Source organism: Escherichia sp. E2586 (assembly GCF_005781105.1).
GTDB lineage: Bacteria > Pseudomonadota > Gammaproteobacteria > Enterobacterales > Enterobacteriaceae > Escherichia.
This window is the reverse complement of sequence record NZ_VATN01000019.1, coordinates 1-16,831: the sequence shown is the minus strand read 5'-3', so window position 1 is coordinate 16,831 and position 16,831 is coordinate 1. Positions and strand designations below refer to the sequence as shown.

19 protein-coding genes and 1 tRNA gene are annotated in these 16,831 nt (G+C 48.1%); 7 read left to right on the top strand and 13 right to left on the bottom strand.

Annotation, left to right across the window (positions count from 1 at the left end; genetic code table 11):
• Positions 1-13 precede the first annotated feature (13 nt).
• Complete coding sequence (locus tag FEK50_RS17350; RefSeq protein ID WP_130205483.1) at positions 14-388, top strand: MysB family protein; 375 nt, start codon at positions 14-16, stop codon at positions 386-388.
• On the opposite strand, the gene FEK50_RS17345 is transcribed toward FEK50_RS17350, so the two are convergent.
• The 3 genes from FEK50_RS17345 to mdoG form a co-directional block, all read right to left on the bottom strand.
• On the bottom strand, positions 389-616 hold the full coding sequence (locus FEK50_RS17345) for a YceK/YidQ family lipoprotein (RefSeq protein ID WP_130205481.1): 228 nt from the start codon (positions 614-616) through the stop codon (positions 389-391).
• Between the two features lie 172 nt (positions 617-788).
• Positions 789-3,332 (bottom strand): glucans biosynthesis glucosyltransferase MdoH, encoded by a 2,544-nt coding sequence (gene mdoH, locus FEK50_RS17340; RefSeq protein WP_130205479.1) that lies wholly within the window; start codon positions 3,330-3,332, stop codon positions 789-791.
• Entirely contained in the window at positions 3,325-4,860 is a 1,536-nt protein-coding gene (gene mdoG / locus FEK50_RS17335) for a glucans biosynthesis protein MdoG (RefSeq protein WP_130258319.1), read from the bottom strand. Before mdoG ends, mdoH begins: the two co-directional genes overlap by 8 nt.
• A gap of 393 nt (positions 4,861-5,253) precedes the next feature.
• Here mdoG and mdoC point away from each other — a divergent pair, with 393 nt between their 5' ends.
• Complete coding sequence (mdoC, locus tag FEK50_RS17330) at positions 5,254-6,411, top strand: glucans biosynthesis protein MdoC (protein ID WP_131162257.1); 1,158 nt, start codon at positions 5,254-5,256, stop codon at positions 6,409-6,411.
• 7 nt (positions 6,412-6,418) lie between these two features.
• Here mdoC and clsC read toward each other — a convergent pair whose 3' ends face one another.
• The 6 genes from clsC to csgB all read right to left on the bottom strand — a co-directional run bounded on the left by clsC (position 6,419) and on the right by csgB (position 10,244).
• Positions 6,419-7,900 carry a cardiolipin synthase ClsC gene (gene clsC, locus FEK50_RS17325; protein ID WP_131162258.1) on the bottom strand — a complete coding sequence of 494 codons (1,482 nt, stop codon included), beginning with the start codon at positions 7,898-7,900 and terminating at the stop codon, positions 6,419-6,421.
• Positions 7,842-8,375: an O-acetyl-ADP-ribose deacetylase gene (ymdB, locus tag FEK50_RS17320; RefSeq protein ID WP_131162259.1), complete on the bottom strand. Its 534-nt coding sequence runs from the start codon at positions 8,373-8,375 to the stop codon at positions 7,842-7,844. The genes clsC and ymdB overlap by 59 nt, the downstream gene beginning before the upstream one ends.
• A gap of 94 nt (positions 8,376-8,469) precedes the next feature.
• Positions 8,470-8,781, bottom strand: a complete 312-nt coding sequence (locus tag FEK50_RS17315; RefSeq protein ID WP_131162260.1) for a type 1 fimbrial protein — start codon at positions 8,779-8,781, stop codon at positions 8,470-8,472.
• Between the two features lie 117 nt (positions 8,782-8,898).
• Positions 8,899-9,231 carry a curli assembly chaperone CsgC gene (csgC, locus tag FEK50_RS17310; protein ID WP_000992819.1) on the bottom strand — a complete coding sequence of 111 codons (333 nt, stop codon included), beginning with the start codon at positions 9,229-9,231 and terminating at the stop codon, positions 8,899-8,901.
• Between the two features lie 58 nt (positions 9,232-9,289).
• A complete protein-coding gene (gene csgA / locus FEK50_RS17305) occupies positions 9,290-9,748 on the bottom strand; it encodes a curli major subunit CsgA (protein WP_000771421.1) in 459 nt (152 codons plus the stop codon).
• A gap of 40 nt (positions 9,749-9,788) precedes the next feature.
• On the bottom strand, positions 9,789-10,244 hold the full coding sequence (csgB, locus tag FEK50_RS17300; RefSeq protein ID WP_130205467.1) for a curli minor subunit CsgB: 456 nt from the start codon (positions 10,242-10,244) through the stop codon (positions 9,789-9,791).
• 757 nt (positions 10,245-11,001) lie between these two features.
• On the opposite strand from csgB, the gene csgD reads away from it, so the two are divergent.
• Genes csgD through csgG form a run of 4 tightly spaced genes read left to right on the top strand, consistent with a single transcriptional unit; the run spans position 11,002 to position 13,344 of the window.
• Positions 11,002-11,652, top strand: a complete 651-nt coding sequence (gene csgD / locus FEK50_RS17295) for a biofilm master transcriptional regulator CsgD (protein ID WP_064528493.1) — start codon at positions 11,002-11,004, stop codon at positions 11,650-11,652.
• A gap of 4 nt (positions 11,653-11,656) precedes the next feature.
• Positions 11,657-12,046 carry a curli production assembly/transport protein CsgE gene (csgE, locus tag FEK50_RS17290; protein ID WP_130205465.1) on the top strand — a complete coding sequence of 130 codons (390 nt, stop codon included), beginning with the start codon at positions 11,657-11,659 and terminating at the stop codon, positions 12,044-12,046.
• Positions 12,047-12,068: 22 nt separating this feature from the next.
• On the top strand, positions 12,069-12,485 hold the full coding sequence (csgF, locus tag FEK50_RS17285; RefSeq protein ID WP_130205464.1) for a curli production assembly/transport protein CsgF: 417 nt from the start codon (positions 12,069-12,071) through the stop codon (positions 12,483-12,485).
• A gap of 25 nt (positions 12,486-12,510) precedes the next feature.
• Entirely contained in the window at positions 12,511-13,344 is an 834-nt protein-coding gene (gene csgG, locus FEK50_RS17280; protein WP_130205462.1) for a curli production assembly/transport protein CsgG, read from the top strand.
• A gap of 61 nt (positions 13,345-13,405) precedes the next feature.
• On the opposite strand, the gene FEK50_RS17275 is transcribed toward csgG, so the two are convergent.
• The 4 genes from FEK50_RS17275 to ghrA all read right to left on the bottom strand — a co-directional run bounded on the left by FEK50_RS17275 (position 13,406) and on the right by ghrA (position 16,306).
• Positions 13,406-13,897: a DUF1097 domain-containing protein gene (locus tag FEK50_RS17275; RefSeq protein ID WP_130205460.1), complete on the bottom strand. Its 492-nt coding sequence runs from the start codon at positions 13,895-13,897 to the stop codon at positions 13,406-13,408.
• A gap of 101 nt (positions 13,898-13,998) precedes the next feature.
• Positions 13,999-14,553 carry a molecular chaperone YcdY gene (ycdY, locus tag FEK50_RS17270; protein WP_130205458.1) on the bottom strand — a complete coding sequence of 185 codons (555 nt, stop codon included), beginning with the start codon at positions 14,551-14,553 and terminating at the stop codon, positions 13,999-14,001.
• A 22-nt stretch (positions 14,554-14,575) separates the two neighbouring features.
• Complete coding sequence (ycdX, locus tag FEK50_RS17265; protein WP_130205456.1) at positions 14,576-15,313, bottom strand: zinc-binding phosphatase; 738 nt, start codon at positions 15,311-15,313, stop codon at positions 14,576-14,578.
• Positions 15,314-15,367: 54 nt separating this feature from the next.
• Positions 15,368-16,306 carry a glyoxylate/hydroxypyruvate reductase GhrA gene (gene ghrA / locus FEK50_RS17260; RefSeq protein ID WP_130205454.1) on the bottom strand — a complete coding sequence of 313 codons (939 nt, stop codon included), beginning with the start codon at positions 16,304-16,306 and terminating at the stop codon, positions 15,368-15,370.
• Between the two features lie 233 nt (positions 16,307-16,539).
• Between ghrA and FEK50_RS17255 the strand changes: the two genes are divergently transcribed.
• Positions 16,540-16,627, top strand: a tRNA-Ser gene (locus tag FEK50_RS17255).
• Positions 16,628-16,831: the final 204 nt, after the last annotated feature.

Below are 16,831 nucleotides of genomic sequence, written 5' to 3'. Positions count from 1 at the left end.
AGGGAGAATCGTGATGACTATGTACGCAACGCTTGAAGAAGCCATTGATGCCGCACGGGAAGAATTTCTTGCTGACAACCCCGGAATCGATGCAGATGAAGCAAATGTGCAACAGTTCAATGTCCAGAAATATATTCTGCAAGATGGCGACATTATGTGGCAGGTTGAGTTTTTTGCTGATGAAGGCGAAGAAGGTGAATGTCTGCCAATGTTCAGCGGTGAAGCTGCACAAAGCGTCTTTGACGGCGATTATGATGAAATTGAAATCCGCCAGGAATGGCAGGATGAAAATACGCTGCATGAATGGGACGAAGGCGAATTTCAGCTTGAGCCGCCTCTGGATACTGAAGAAGGACGCGCTGCCGCCGATGAATGGGATGAGCGCTAATTACTCATATGGCCCATGTTGAATATCAATGGGCAGCAGTAAGGTATCAAAGACGAGGGAGAACGGCAGATCGAGGATCGTAACATAGCGCCATGCCGAGTCACGAACATCCCATTGCACCCCGGGATAATATTGGTTGCCATGCCCCTGCCCCGGTAAAGTGCGGCTAATGATGCTGCCACAGCCACTCAGTAAGGTAACCATGATGCCTACCACAATGAAACGCATTTGATACCTCTTTCCTAAAAAAATACCGGCATTACGCCGGTATTTTTATTGGCTCGTTGTTTTTGCCGGATGCGGCGTGAACGCCTTATCCGACCTACAAAATCTTGCAAACTCAATATATTGCAGGAACGATGTAGGCCTGATAAGCGTAGCGCATCAGGCAACTACGTTTTTATTGCGAAGCCGCATCCGGGTTACGCAATGCCTGTGGATTCAGCTTTATCCCTTCATAGTAACTCACCCATGAAGAATATTTCTCCGGAGAGTTCCATACGCGGAAATGCAAACGTGCCATCGTTACCGGATCGCTCAAAAGCACCAGACGACGATCGCGGTTCAGCTTCTCTGGCGTCTCGTTCAGCGCCTGTTCAACGTGGCGGTCACGGGCGATTTCCAGCACCTTACTGGCGCGGTGACGAGCGGTCGCCATTGCCGTTGCCAGGGCGTTAAACGACGGGTTAAATACCGCGTGCATAAAGCCATCGTCGAGAGAACGTTGACGGTTCATCTCAAGGAAACGATCGGTATCTACCAGCACCTGCGGCGGTGAATACTCTTCCGGGATCAGGAACAGTTTCCAGCGTTTAGCACGCAGCCCCACGGTCGCACGACTGGAGATCACCGAAACAAACGGTGACAGGATCAGCGAGAAGACAATCGGCGCCAGCCAGAACAGGAATCTCAGATCCAGCCATGCCATGCCAACCGCCCACACCAGGCCCAGTAACAGTTGCGAACCGTGACGTTTAAACGCTTCTCCCCAGGAAGTGGAGTCATCATCACGTTGCGGTGAATTCCACACCACCTCCCAGCCGAGGAAGGCACTAACCACGAATACCGTATGAAACAGCATGCGCACCGGCGCCAGCAGTACGGAGAACAGAACTTCCAGCAGCAGCGACAAAGTGACGCGCCAGAAGCCACCATACTCTTTAGTCCCTTTGCACCAGATGAGCAAAATACTCAACAATTTTGGCAGGAACAGCAGCACCATTGTTGAGGCAAACAGTGCAATCGCCAGTTCAGGACGCCATTGCGGCCACACTGGGAACAACTGCCGTGGTTGCAGGAAGTATTGCGGTTCGGTCAACGCATGCACTACCTGCAATGCGGTCGAGAGCGCGAGGAACATAAACCACAGCGGCGCAGAGAGATAAGACATTACCCCCGTCAGGAACACCGCACGGTGTACCGGGTGCATCCCTTTGACCAGGAACAGGCGGAAGTTCATCAGGTTGCCGTGACACCAGCGACGGTCACGCTTTAGCTCGTCCAGCAAGTTTGGTGGCAACTCTTCATAAGAGCCCGGGAGATCGTACGCAATCCATACTCCCCAACCTGCACGGCGCATCAGTGCCGCTTCTACAAAGTCGTGCGACAGGATTGAACCGGCAAAAGAGCCTTCACCCGGCAACGGCGCCAGCGCGCAGTGCTCGATAAAGGGTTTCACGCGGATAATCGCGTTATGCCCCCAATAGTGCGACTCGCCAAGTTGCCAGAAGTGCAGACCGGCAGTGAACAATGGCCCATAAACACGGGTCGCAAACTGCTGGCAGCGCGCGTACAGCGTATCCATACCAGATGCTTTCGGCGAAGACTGGATAATCCCGGCGTTCGGGTTGGCTTCCATCAGGCGCACCAGGCCGCACAAGCAATCACCGGTCATCACTGAATCGGCATCCAGCACTACCATGTAGCTGTACTGACTGCCCCAGCGACGGCAGAAGTCATCGATATTACCGCTTTTACGCTTTACACGACGGCGGCGGCGGCGATAGAAAATCTGCCCTTCGCCGCCGACTTCAGCGATAAGCTCCATCCAGGCTTTTTGCTCTGCGACGCAGATATCCGGGTTGTAACTATCACTCAGAATGTAGACATCAAAGTGTTTAGCATTGCCGGTGGCTTTTACCGATTCCCACGTTGCGCGCAAGCCTGCAAAGACGCGATTCACGTCTTCATTACAGATGGGCATGATCAATGCCGTACGATGCTCCGGATTTAGCGGTTCATCGCCAACGGTCGACGCAGAAATACTGTATTTATCGCGACCAATGAGCAGTTGCAGGAACCCCATCAACGCGGTCCAGAAACCGGCAGACACCCAGCAGAAAAGAACAGCAAAGAGGATCAGAATGCCGGTTTGCAGCATATAGGGCAGGAGCTGCATAAAGGAAACCCACAGATCCTGATCGACCATATCAACCGGATTAATAAACGCCCACCCCTGGTACGGCAGAATCGTCTTCATGTACCAGGTAGCGACAACGGTTTGCGCCAGTGTCAGGATAAGCAGGATATAACGACGGATTGTCCCGACGGTACGCCACTTTTGCTCGCTTTCCTGTTCTTCTTTGGTCAACCGAGCCAGATAGCGCGGTGTCACATCGCGTCCGCGCAGACGATCCCAGAATCGCCCTACCGGGTTAGTTCGCCACGGGTCGGGAAACATAGAAGAACGTTTTGCTTTCGGCATGGCCTGCAGCTGATCGCGTCCTTCGTCGTCTTTAATTAACTGCCCATCAGCCAGTGAATCCGGCCAGGCTTGTTCAAGACGCGCCTTCACCGACCCTTGCGGGGAGTCATCCTCCCGCGCATAGATGCGGTGTTCGGCATCCAGCGCCTGATGAACGGCGCGGATATCGGTCTTCGGCAATGCCGCTTTCTCACTGGCGGAGATGGGCATTGCGTCAATGTACTCAGTTGTTTTATTCATTGGCAGGTAACTGGTAGCTCCAGGTTTCACTCAACGTCTGATCGGCATTCACCAGCGCAGCACGCATTTCAGTGGTTTTCTTGGCATCTTTCACTTTCACGCGCATTACCAGACGCCAGCCTTTGGTGACCGGGTTATAACGCACTGTACTCTCTACAATCTCACCATTATCGCCAATACTGGTTTGTGCGGTGACTGGCGTATCCGCTGGCAGTTTTTTCATTTCTGCACCAGTAAAATCGACCACAAAGGCGATAGTACCGTCAGGTTGACGAATCAGGTTTGATTGTTTCACATCCCCCGTTGAACGACGCGTCTGCTGTACCCAGGCGTTATCTGGCGCATGCAATTTGTCTTCGTCCCGGCTGAAGGTAATGGTGTATTTAAAGTTCATCTCTTTACCCGGTTCCGGCAGCTGGTCCGGCGTCCAGTAAGCGACGATGTTATCGTTAGTTTCATCGTTAGTCGGGATTTCTACCAACTCAACGCTACCTTTGCCCCACTCCCCTTTCGGTGTTACCCAGGCGCTTGGACGCAGATCGTAACGGTCGTCGAGATCTTCAAAACGAGAGAAGTTGCGGCCACGCTGTAACAGACCAAACCCTTGCGGATTCTCCATAGAGAAGCTGCTAACCGCCAGATGTTTCGGGTTATTCAGCGGACGCCAGATCCACTCGCCGTTACCGGCATGGATAGACAAGCCGTTTGAGTCGTGCAATTCCGGACGATAGTTATTCGCCGGAGACGGCTGGTTCGGTCCGAACAGGAACATACTGGTTAGCGGCGCAACACCCAGTTTGCCGACTTTGTCGCGCAGATAAATTTTAGACTGCACATCAACAACCGTGTCACGTCCTGGCATAACCACAAACTTGTAAGCGCCTGTCGCTCGCGGTGAGTCAAGCAATGCATAAATGGTTAAACGTTTATCAGTCGGTTTTGGTCGCTCGATCCAAAACTCTTTAAAGCGCGGAAACTCTTCACCGGATGGCAACGCGGTATCAATTGCCAGGCCGCGGGCAGAAAGGCCATAAACCTGACCTGCACCAATCACGCGGAAATAGCTGGCCCCGAGCATGCTGACGATTTCATCGTTTTTATCTTTGCTGTTGATCGGGTAAAGCACTTTAAAACCGGCAAAACCAAGGTCTTTTACCGTGTCTTTGTCATGCTGAACATCGCCGAATGTAAAATAATCCGGACTGTATTTGATTCTTTTTACTGCCGTTGCAGTAACTTCATTGATTTTGACCGGCGTGTCGAAGTACATACCCTGATGGTAGAACTCGAGCTTGAATGGGGTCTTCAGATTGTTCCAGTAGGCTTTGTCATGATTAAACTGGATCTGCTGATAGTCCGCGTATTTCATGTCGCGGAAAACGGAGGGCAAGTTGCTTTTAGGCGCCTCATAGCCTTTTCCGGCTAAGGATTGAGCTTGCTTTGCAACATCGTCAATGCTGAACGCCCAGCTTGAAGAGGTATACAGGGTTAACATTACTGCAGCACTCAACCAACGCATTTTCATCATTTGTAGTTTATGTTTCATAATAAGTAAGCACTTCCCCCTTTGTGTGCTTATATCGATCCGATCTATTTTAATGGATAACCAGCCATTACGACAACAGAATCCCGGCGTTATTCAGCATGCTGGCTCATGGATTAAGCACTTGATTGCGGCCGTTTTCACTTTCCGTGCTTCTCCTAAAGACAGAAGCAGCGAGTTCGTGTAGGGTTTGCCAGCAAATTTATTTATCAACAGTCTTACAGACGCTTCCATTTTGGTTAGTGGTAGTGACTATGCCGCGCAAAAACACCCGCGAAGCCTGTGCCAGATGCGGTCAGGTCGATGTTGTTATGGCAAAAGCCTAAAGGCATTCCCCGGCAGGGATAAGACGAAAAATCCGAGATTAGTTAACCATATATGAATCCAGTACCCGCGCAGCGTGAATATTTCCTCGACTCCATCCGCGCCTGGTTGATGTTGTTAGGGATCCCTTTTCATATTTCTTTAATCTATTCAAGCCACACCTGGCATGTGAATAGCGCAGAGCCGTCCTGGTGGCTGACACTTTTTAACGATTTCATCCACTCGTTCCGCATGCAGGTATTTTTCGTTATTTCTGGTTATTTTTCCTACATGCTTTTTTTGCGCTACCCATTGAAAAAATGGTGGAAAGTTCGTGTCGAACGCGTGGGGATCCCGATGTTAACGGCCATTCCTCTGCTGACCTTGCCGCAATTCATTATGCTGCAGTATGTCAAAGGCAAAGCAGAAAGCTGGCCTGGCCTGTCATTGTATGACAAATATAATACACTGGCCTGGGAATTAATTTCGCACCTGTGGTTTTTACTGGTATTGGTGGTCATGACGACACTTTGCATATGGATATTTAAGCGCATCAAAGACAATTTAGATAATTCCGATAACAAAAATAAAAAATTCTCAATGGCTAAACTATCGGTGATCTTCTTATGCCTCGGCATCGGCTATGCGGCAATAAGAAGAACGCTCTTTATCGTTTATCCGCCCATTTTAAGCGATGGCATGTTCAATTTTATTTTCATGCAGACGCTGTTTTATATGCCGTTTTTTATCCTTGGTGCATTAGCTTTTATTTTCCCTAATCTTAAAGCCTTGTTTACCACACCTTCTCGTGGTTGCACACTCGCTGCAGCAATGGCATTTGTCGCCTATTTGCTCAATCAACGTTACGGTAGCGGCGATGCCTGGATGTATGAAACCGAGTCGGTGATCACGATGGTACTCGGCTTGTGGATGGTGAATGTGGTTTTCTCCTTTGGTCACCGTTTGCTCAATTTTCAGTCGGCGCGGGTGACCTATTTTGTAAACGCATCGCTGTTTATCTACCTGGTTCACCACCCGTTAACGCTGTTTTTCGGCGCATACATCACCCCGCATATCACCTCAAATTGGCTTGGTTTTCTCTGCGGCCTGATATTTGTGATAGGGATTGCGATAATTCTGTATGAAATTCATTTACGCATTCCGTTGTTGAAGTTTTTGTTCTCCGGAAAACCGGCCACTAAGCGCGAGAATGATAAAGCGCCAGCCCGCTGAGCCACACTTACAATAACCATTCAACGGGTAATATTGACGCCAGTCTGACCAAAACCCGCTTCCAGAAACTGGTTGCGGGTTCTTTTTTGAGAATAATTTCTTCCTTCCCGCGACGATCGACCCAGTTAATCCGCCCCCATCGATCCAGACGCAGCTGCCAGGCCGCATCATACTGACTCTGAATAAAGCGTTTATCGATCAGTTGCGCCAGCATTTTGCTCTCTATTACCAGGCCCATTTCAGTGTTGAGTAATGTTGAACGCGGGTCGAAATTGAATGAACCAATAAATACGGTTTTGCCATCGACACTGAAGGTCTTGGCATGCAGACTGGCACCGGAATTCCCGGTTATTCCGCGGTCGTGCAGTGTACCGGGTTGTTCCTGCGTCGGCTTTAGTTCATAGAGTTCCACGCCATAACGGAGCAATTTTTTGCGCCAGCGTGCGTAGCCAGCATGCACCACAGCGACATCATTGGCGGCAAGTGAGTTGGTTAAGATTGCTATCTTTACCCCTTTTCTTACCATCCGTAACAGTTGCGCTACACCTGCACGCGTCGGCACAAAATAGGAAGAGATAATATCAATCCGCTCGCCGGGTGACCCCATGATATCGAACAGACGCTGCGGCAGAAGGGAATGGCGTTTTGCTTTGCCCTCCCCTTTCGCAGGATCATCACTTAATAAACGCGTTTTTGCCCAAATAAGCGGTAACGCCCCCTCAACGAGTTGATTCATAAAAGGGCTTGATTCCAGTTTACGCAAATAGCGATGCGTGATGCTGTCATTATGCCAGGATGCGGGGAGTTCAATACGATCAGCCATTTCACCTTCTGGCACATCCAGAACATGCTGCAAGGGTGAAACTGATTTGCAATACCAGTAGCGGGCAAAATCATCAGCGACGTCCTCAACAACCGGCCCCATTGCCATCACATCTAAATCTGAAAAAAGCGGTTCTTCTCCTGCACCAAAATATGCATCGCCAATGTTTCTCCCCCCCACCAGCGTCACCACGCCATCGACGGTAAAACTCTTATTGTGCATACGTCGATTGAGACGGGAAAAATCGGTGATATAGCCAAGCGGACGCAATAAGCGAAATGAGAAAGGATTGAAAAGTCGAACTTCAATCCGCGGGTGGCTATTGAGCAAGCGTAAAATGTCATCAAGTCCGGGGGTATTGTTGTCATCAAGCAACAAACGAACGCGAACGCCACGCTTCGCGGCGGCTAACAGAGCGGAAAACAGTAACCGCCCCGACATATCGTCCTGCCAGATGTAATACTGAACATCCAGCGTATGTTCCGCCATTTCTGCCAGGCGATAACGTGCGGCAAACGCATCCAGACCTTTATCAAGGGGGAAAATGCCGCACAGTCCTGGATGTTGCGAACACAAGTGCAACACCGCGCTCGCCAGCCGAGGCAAATCATTCATCTCCTTGTTGGGTAAGGAGTCTTTCGTAGAGATGGGCGTTTTCTTCATCATAACAGACAAAGTATACCTGCTCGGGTAAAGCGTGACGGATAATAAATTCCGAAACGGTTTTTACTGCTATTTCAGCTGCTGCTGCGCGTGGGTATCCATAAACACCAGTACTAATGGCAGGGAAAGCTACCGATGTATAACTGTTCGCCGCCACCAGTCGCAGACTATTGAGATAGGCATCCTGCAATAGCTGATCTTCATTTTGTTCTCCGCCGCGCCACACGGGTCCAACAGTGTGTACAACAGCTTTGGCGGGGAGATCGCCTGCGAGGGTAATTACTGCGTGTCCCGTAGGGCAATCGCCCTGTTGTTGTCTGACTTTTAAACAGGCATCCAGCAGCGCCGGACCGGCAGCGCGATGTATAGCGCCATCGACGCCGCCTCCCCCCATCAACGATGGATTTGCCGCATTAACAATCACATCAACAGCCAGTTTGGTAATATCGCCCTGTACAACATGAATACGCGATTTCATAACGCCTCCTTACACCATCTTGTTTCTTAAGTGTACAGCAGGGTTTTTAGAGAAATCGCATTTTTCTTGTCGGCGACGTGAGTGGTTCAGAAACTTAGTTATATTCGATATTCATCACAGCCAGCTTTTTCTGCTCATCAAGATACTGCACTTTTACTGAGGCAATTTGCGCATTTTTAACTTTGCCGCTCATTAGCTCTTTGCTGGAATACGTTTCGCTCTGTACAGGACCATTTTGCATACAGGTCATTTCAACTGGCGCTTGTAGGGAGCTCACGTCACACGCCGGTTCCACAATTTGACCATAAAAATGAATCACGCCACCTTGCGCATTGCTTTCCGCTGTTGCAAAAAAAGGAAAAACCAGGCTGCCAAGCATAAGGGAGTTTAATAACGGTCTGAACATCTCTTCTATTTCCTCAATGATTAATCATCCTTGAGGGTGTGTTATCCATGCTTTCAGGTGGTCGATTCGTATCAGACCATTCTCTTCCGGCTCATTTTATGCTCAACTATCAATACATTAAGACTTTCCTGAAGAGGGCGGCCATTGTTGTGATAAATGAAGTGACTGTCCATCAGAAACAGTAACAACTATTTTCACCCGATCGTCCGGGGAAATATTTAAACTCAACTTCGTCAAGGCAATGGGTTGATTAGCGGGTAATGAAAGGGTTTTTTCTTGCTTCGTCTGACTTTGTCCCGAACTGCCTTCACGCAGAGATAATATTTGCACCCGGCACAAGCATGATTGCGTCAGAGTAACCTCAGGAATAATGGTGTACATGTCACCTTGCTGGGTTGTATTAAAGGTTATCTGGCTGGAAAGCGCCGCGAGAAGTAATAACGCGTTCATACTATTCTCCCGAAAAAAAACAGGGCTTGCGCCCTGTTTCTGTAATACAAATTCTATATTAGTACTGATGAGCGGTCGCGTTGTTACCAAAGCCAACCTGAGTTACGTTGACGCTGGAGTTAGATGCAGTCTGGTCAACTGCTGCACCGTTGCCGCCACCGAACTGTTTAACAGTCATTTCAGAGTTTTTACCGTTCCACTGATCCAGTGTCGCGCTGTTACCAAAGCCACGTTGGGTCAGTTCAATTGAGCTGTCATCAGAACCTTGTCCCACGTCTGCGCCGTTACCGCCGCCGTGCTGGGTAATAGTCAGATCAGAGTTGCGGGCATCAGCCTGCAATGCAACAGCAGAGTTACCGCCACCGTATTGGTAAATATTCAGTTCAGAATTCGGGCCGCTGTTATTACCGCCACCACCGTGGTTGCCGCCGCCACCGCCGTACTGAGGAATAGAACCTGCCAGAGCGCTACCGGAGAATACGATTGCTGCAATTGCTGCTACTTTTAAAAGTTTCATGTAAAACCCCCATCGGATTGATTTAAAAGTCGAATGGAAATTAACGCTGTGTTACGCGAATAGCCATTTGCGACTGTCTCTGCACTACAATTGCCGTTTTTTGAGTACCATACTGCGTAATATTTGCTTTATTACCAGAACCTTTCTGGATAATCATTGCTGTATTACCATATGCGCCCTGCGAAATACTGGCATCGTTGGCATTGCCCGCCTGATCAATATACGCAAGGTTATAATCTCCTGTCTGGTCAATCTTTGCCCGGTTGTTATTACCATCTTGCGAAACAACCGACAAAAGTTTAGAGCCTCCCTGCCGTAACTGTGCACTATTATTAGCACCAGCTTGACCAATTATGGCTGCCTGATTAAATGAAGACTTACTCAATTCATTTACCGCAAAGTTATACTCTGAATTAGCTAAATCATAACCTGCCGCGGCTGCAATCCCAGGCGCACCCAGTACTGTTAACATCATAAATAACAATCTGTTTTTCATGTTGTCACCCTGGACCTGGTCGTACATTTAAGAAATTTAAATCATTTCAACTTGGTTGTTAACGCAAACCGTTTTTTGTTAACGCTGCGTTACGATGGAAAGTATGTCTGCGGAAATATTTTTAATAACTCACCCGCGCGTTGTATTTTTCTTTTTTTACTCATGCCAAAGTATTAAAACTCGCGTAAATACGCTGTTATTTACGCAAAAATTATTTTGTTTACTTTTAAACCGTCGTTTTTTGACCGCGAAAATTCGACAAACTATCTCTCCTCATGATTCACGAAGATTCTGTCGATATGTTTGCCTGACAAGCCGTCACAAACATCGTTTATTTGCAGCCAAAAATTGTCCATGAAGAGAATCTGAAAATGCAGACAATTTTAGCGCAACAAAAGGACCAGAGATAAATAACATTTATTAAAATAATCATGTAGTTACGTGTATTTGTATGACTTTTCAAAATTGTGCAATAAAAGCCATATGTACAACTTTTCTATCATTACCAAACTTAACAATCCCTTAATGTTAACAAATTTAATTACCAGATTACATTTTGTTACATGTTTAACACTTGATTTAAGATTTGTAATGGCTAGATTGAAATCAGATGTAATCCATTAGTTTTATTTTTTACCCATTTAGGGTTGATTTATTACTACACACAGCAGTGCAACATCTGTCAGTACTTCTGGTGCCTTTATTGAATAAAGGCAGCTGTCAGGTGTGCGATTAATAAAAAGAGCGGGGTTTCATCATGTTTAATGAAGTCCATAGTATTCATGGTCATACATTACTGTTAATCACTAAACCTTCCTTGCAAGCAACTGCGTTATTGCAGCATTTAAAACAATCGCTGGCAATCACAGGAAAACTACATAACATTCAACGTTCTCTGGACGATATATCTTCTGGCTGCATTATTTTGTTGGATATGATGGAAGCAGATAAAAAACTCATCCATTACTGGCAAGATACATTAAGCAGAAAACACAACAACATCAAAACACTGTTGTTAAATACTCCAGACGATTACCCGTACCGCGACATTGAAAACTGGCCTCATATCAACGGTGTTTTTTACGCCCTGGAGGATCAAGAACGCGTCATCAATGGGTTGCAAGGCGTCTTACGCGGGGAATGCTACTTTACGCAAAAACTTGCCAGCTATCTGATTACACATTCAGGTAACTATCGTTATAACAGCACGGAATCTGCCCTCCTTACTCATAGGGAAAAAGAGATCCTTAATAAACTGCGTATCGGCGCCTCCAATAACGAGATTGCTCGTTCGCTGTTCATCAGCGAAAATACGGTTAAAACGCATCTTTATAATCTTTTCAAGAAGATAGCAGTCAAAAACCGGACTCAAGCAGTCTCATGGGCAAACGATAACCTCAGGCGATAAAGCCATGAAACGTTATTTATGCTGGATTGTAGCAGCGAATATTTTCTTCGCTGCGGGGAATGTTCACGCCGTAGAGGTAGAAGTACCGGGATTGTTAACTGACCATACTGTTTCATCCATTGGACATGATTTTTATCGTGCCTTTAGTGATAAATGGGAAAGTAGCTATACCGGGAACTTGACGATTAATGAAAGGCCCAGTGCACGATGGGGAAGCTGGATCACCATAACGGTAAATCAGGACGTTATTTTCCAGACTTTTTTATTCCCATTGAAAAGAGACTTCGAGAAAACTGTTGTCTTTGCACTGGCACAAACTGAAGAAGCACTGAACCGTCGACAGATTAGTCAGGCTTTACTGAGTACGGGCGATTTAGCGCCTGATGAATTTTAAATTAAATTGTCCGGAGGCTGCAATGCGTGTCAAACATGCAGTAATTCTACTCATGCTAATTTCGCCAATAAGTTGGGCCGGGAATATGACCTTCCAGTTCCGCAATCCTAATTTTGGTGGCAACCCCAATAATGGTGCTTTTTTACTAAACAGCGCCCAGGCACAGAACTCGTATAAAGACCCTAGCTATAATGATGACTTTGGTATTGAAACACCCTCGGCGTTAGATAACTTCACCCAGGCCATTCAGTCACAAATATTAGGTGGGCTGCTGACAAATATTAATACAGGTCAGCCAGGACGAATGGTGACTAACGAATATATCGTCGATATTGCCAACCGGGATGGTCAGCTGCAACTGAACGTAACCGATCGTAAAACGGGTCAAACGTCCACGATTCAGGTTTCGGGATTACAAAATAACTCAACCGATTTTTAAGCCCCAGCTTTGTAAGGAAAATAATATGCAGCGCTTATTTGTTTTGGTTGCAGTCATGTTGCTGAGTGGATGCTTAACCGCACCACCAAAAGAAGCCGCCAAGCCGACATTAATGCCTCGAGCTCAAAGCTACAAAGATTTAACCCATTTACCTTCGCCAACGGGCAAAATCTTTGTCTCGGTATACAACATCCAGGATGAAACTGGACAATTTAAACCCTATCCGGCAAGTAACTTCTCCACCGCAGTTCCGCAAAGCGCGACCGCTATGTTGGTCACCGCATTGAAAGATTCGCGTTGGTTTGTACCGCTGGAGCGTCAGGGCCTACAAAACTTACTGAACGAACGTAAGATTATTCGTGCGGCACAGGAAAATGGCACCGTTGCGCTCAATAACCGGATCCCGCTACAGTCGCTGACGGCAGCCAATATCATGGTTGAAGGGTCGATTATTGGTTATGAAAGTAACGTGAAATCGGGCGGTGCCGGGGCGAGATACTTCGGTATTGGCGCCGATACGCAGTACCAACTTGACCAAATCGCGGTGAACTTGCGTGTCGTTAATGTCAGCACCGGTGAAATCCTGTCATCAGTGAACACCAGTAAGACCATTCTTTCCTATGAAGTCCAGGCCGGCGTCTTCCGCTTTATCGACTACCAGCGGCTACTGGAAGGGGAAGTAGGATATACCTCAAACGAACCCGTTATGCTATGCCTGATGTCGGCGATTGAAACCGGTGTTATCTTCCTGATTAATGATGGTATCGACCGCGGTCTGTGGGATTTGCAGAATAAAGCAGATCTGCAGAATGACATTCTGGTGAAATACCGCCATCTGTCAGTACCGCCGGAATCCTGATCCATAAAAAAGCCGGAGTATTAATCCGGCTTTTACGTATTCAATATAAAGCGTGATTCTCTCACGCTTTATTTTTTACTTGTTGCTCATGGTTAGCGGTCTTAGCACTGCGCGCCGCCAACCAAAGCCCACTGTTTTTCATCGCGTAACCAAACACCAGCCCAAGCGCCAGAGATGGCAATACCAGTTTCCAGTTTCCCTGCGCGGCAAACGTCGCACACGCACCGATAAATGTACCCGGAACAAATGACAGCAATAGCTGTTTGGCCTGAATACACATCAGGAAAGCGACAATGCCAGTCATGACATAGCCAACTATTTCCAGATGGGGTGCCAGCGCACTACCGTAAATAATGACCATTGCCCACACCACACCGCTAAGCAGCGTCGCAGCGGAGATCGCCAACCCTTTCAGGCCACCTTGCGGACAGGCAAAGTAGGCCGTGCAGCCAAGGAAACCCGCCCAGCTGAGTAAACCAAGGGAAACGGCCACCCATCCCCAGATACCGGAGAGAATGCCTGTTGTGATTGCAATAGAGAGAAGTATGTTCATGCCGCGAATGATAGCAGAAAACGCGGCCATGAATGAGATCGAGCACACATTTTATGCAACGTAGAGTTTGATGTTGCATTCATTAGTGATCAAGATCACACTTATTCTTCTTTTTCTTCCTCAAGTTCATCCCACATTGCGCCGATAGCATCGCGGGTCAGTGGTGCCATAGTGCGCCAGAACGGCGTGGTTGCATGGGCCTCAATTTTACCGAGAAATGCGCCACACCACGGCAACAGATACTCGCTGAACAACGTTTCCAGAGCTTCGCTTTCATCTTCCGTTGACTGATCCTCCAGCCAGGAAGCCGCAAGCAGTAACGTGCCGATGTGATCGGCTGGCGTATCTGCTAACGGCATCCCGCGTTCTGAAAGAAAAGCACGCACTTCCGCTTCCGTCGCGCCCTCAACCCAGGCACTGCGGTAAGGCGGTACTGCACATTCATCGCCGATAAACAGCGCATTGTAATCGGCAGATACTTGCGCCATATCACAACTTTTCTGCAAGCGTGCCAGCAACTCATCCTGCTCCAGAGGCCAGCTCGCTGCCAATTTTCCCTCACGAATCAGGGTAAACAGCGGAACCAGTAAAGGGTCCTGCGGTTGGCGGTAATAAAGTGACCCCAGTACACGACACAGGATAGAAAACTCGTTCATTTATTTATTTCCATAAAAGCAATTAAAGTTCAGCAAATTCCGCAATCGGCGCCATACCGCGGGATTCCAGGAAGTTGAGTAAACGGCGCGGTGAAACATTCAAAATGCGTTCTTCTGGAAAATCAACCGCGTCAAGAATTTTACGACACTCTTCAAAATCACCCATAGTAAACGCGGTATGAGAATCCGAGCCTAATGCCACCCAACCGCCAGCATCGCGCACCGCAGCGGCAACTGCACGGCAGTTATCTTCACTGCCTTTGCGCGAGTGTAGGAAGGACGAATTATTGATTTCCAGCGCGACCTGGTGTTTCGCGGCTGCTTCCGCAACTGCTTTGAAATCAATGGAATATTTCGGATTGCCCGGATGGCTTATTATGTGCACATTGCCGCTGGCGATAGTCGCGATCATCGCTTGCGTATTGGTCGCTTCATCATGTGGTGCAAAAACCGGTTCATGAAAACCAGCAATGATTAAATCCAGCGACTCAAACATTTTGCCGCTACAGTCAATTTCACCGTCAACATTTTTAATGTTGGCTTCAATGCCGCGCAGGATCCCTACCCCATCAACCACTCGTGGCCAAATACGCATATTAATGAAATGCCAGTGATGCGGCGCATCTTCCATATCCGGGCCGTGATCGGTAATTGCAAAAAGCTTGATTCCCTTCTGTTTAGCCTGGGCAATGTAGTCACTTAATGTGCTGTATGCATGCGTGCTGGCAACGGTATGCATATGTAGGTCGACGGGATACATAACTCTCTCCTGTATTCAATTCTTGCCAAGGATAGCAGGAATCCTGGCGCTTTATTAGTAGCCTCGAACTCGGTCGACTTGCCCGCTGACAGCCTCACCTCTTTCTAGCTGGGAAATGGTGCGCGAAATATACTCCACTGCTTCGACGGGGCGAGTAATAGCTGCCACATGTGGCGTTATCGTGACGCGTGGATGTTGCCAGAGCGGGCTTTCCGGCGGTAAAGGTTCACGATTAAAAACATCCAGCATTGCTCCTTTAATCTTGCCACTTTCCAGCGCCGCGAGCAGGTCATCTTCCACCACATGGACGCCACGCGCCAGATTGAGAAGATACGCGCCATCTGGTAATTGATTGAATAATTGTTGATTAATAATGCCGACGGTTTCGGGCGTATTCGGTAACAGATTAATCAGTACCCGGCATTGACTCAGAAATGCCTTCAGCTCTTCGCCTCCAGCAAAGCTTTGTACATCTGGCCAGGATTTACGACTGCGACTCCAGCAACGCAGCGGAAAGCGCCATGTTTGTAGACTCTGTGCGACTTTACTGCCCAACACGCCAGCGCCCAGGATGCCAATTGTAAAATCTTCCCGATGATATTCAGGCAGCGGTTGCCAGTGTGAAGCATTTTGCTGGATTCGATAATCGTCAAAACGTCGGAACCAATGTAGCACCTGGCTGACAGCATATTCCTGCATTTGCTCGCCCATACCGGTATCTTCCAGGCGGAAAAGCGGAATGGAGGGTTTAAGCATTTCAGGGTGTGCCTGTAGTTTACTCAATATAGAATCCACACCGGCGCCTAGTGCAAACACAGCTTTAAGATCGCGTCCTGCCAGCATTTCAACTGGAGGATGCCAGACTAACGCATAATCCGCGCCCTGGTTATCTCCGTTTTTCCAGGCTCTGACCCTGGCATGAGGTATCGCTTTACTCAGCGCCTCAATCCACCATTTTGAGTCAAAGGTTGGGTGATAAAAGATGATATCCATATTGGCTCCCGAAAAGAGTTGAGCGGAATTTATTCGCGCTTATTGTTATGATCTGCAAGGAACATCAGAATAGCAAATCTGCTGTCGGTGGCAAAAAAAGCGAAACTTGCTTATTTAAGCCGCAAATTGATTGAAGTTTGAATAAACGCACTTTTTTTTAAAAAAGTTTGTTGACCCGAGGCGACTATTTCCCTAAATTAGCGCCCGTTCCAGCAAGACAGGAACAACAATTTGGTGAGGTGTCCGAGTGGCTGAAGGAGCACGCCTGGAAAGTGTGTATACGGCAACGTATCCGGGGTTCGAATCCCCGCCTCACCGCCATATTTAAAGAAGAGCTCGTACGAAAGTACGGGCTTTTTTTTCGCATATTGCACAACCTGGCGGGGATGAGAATCCCGGACCGGGTTCGACAACTGGCGACAGCCAGTTGGACAGACCGCGAACGTAGTGAGCGGGCTGCCCGCAGGGCGAGCGAAGCGAGTCAATCCCCGCCTCACCGCCATATTTAAAGAAGAGCTCGTACGA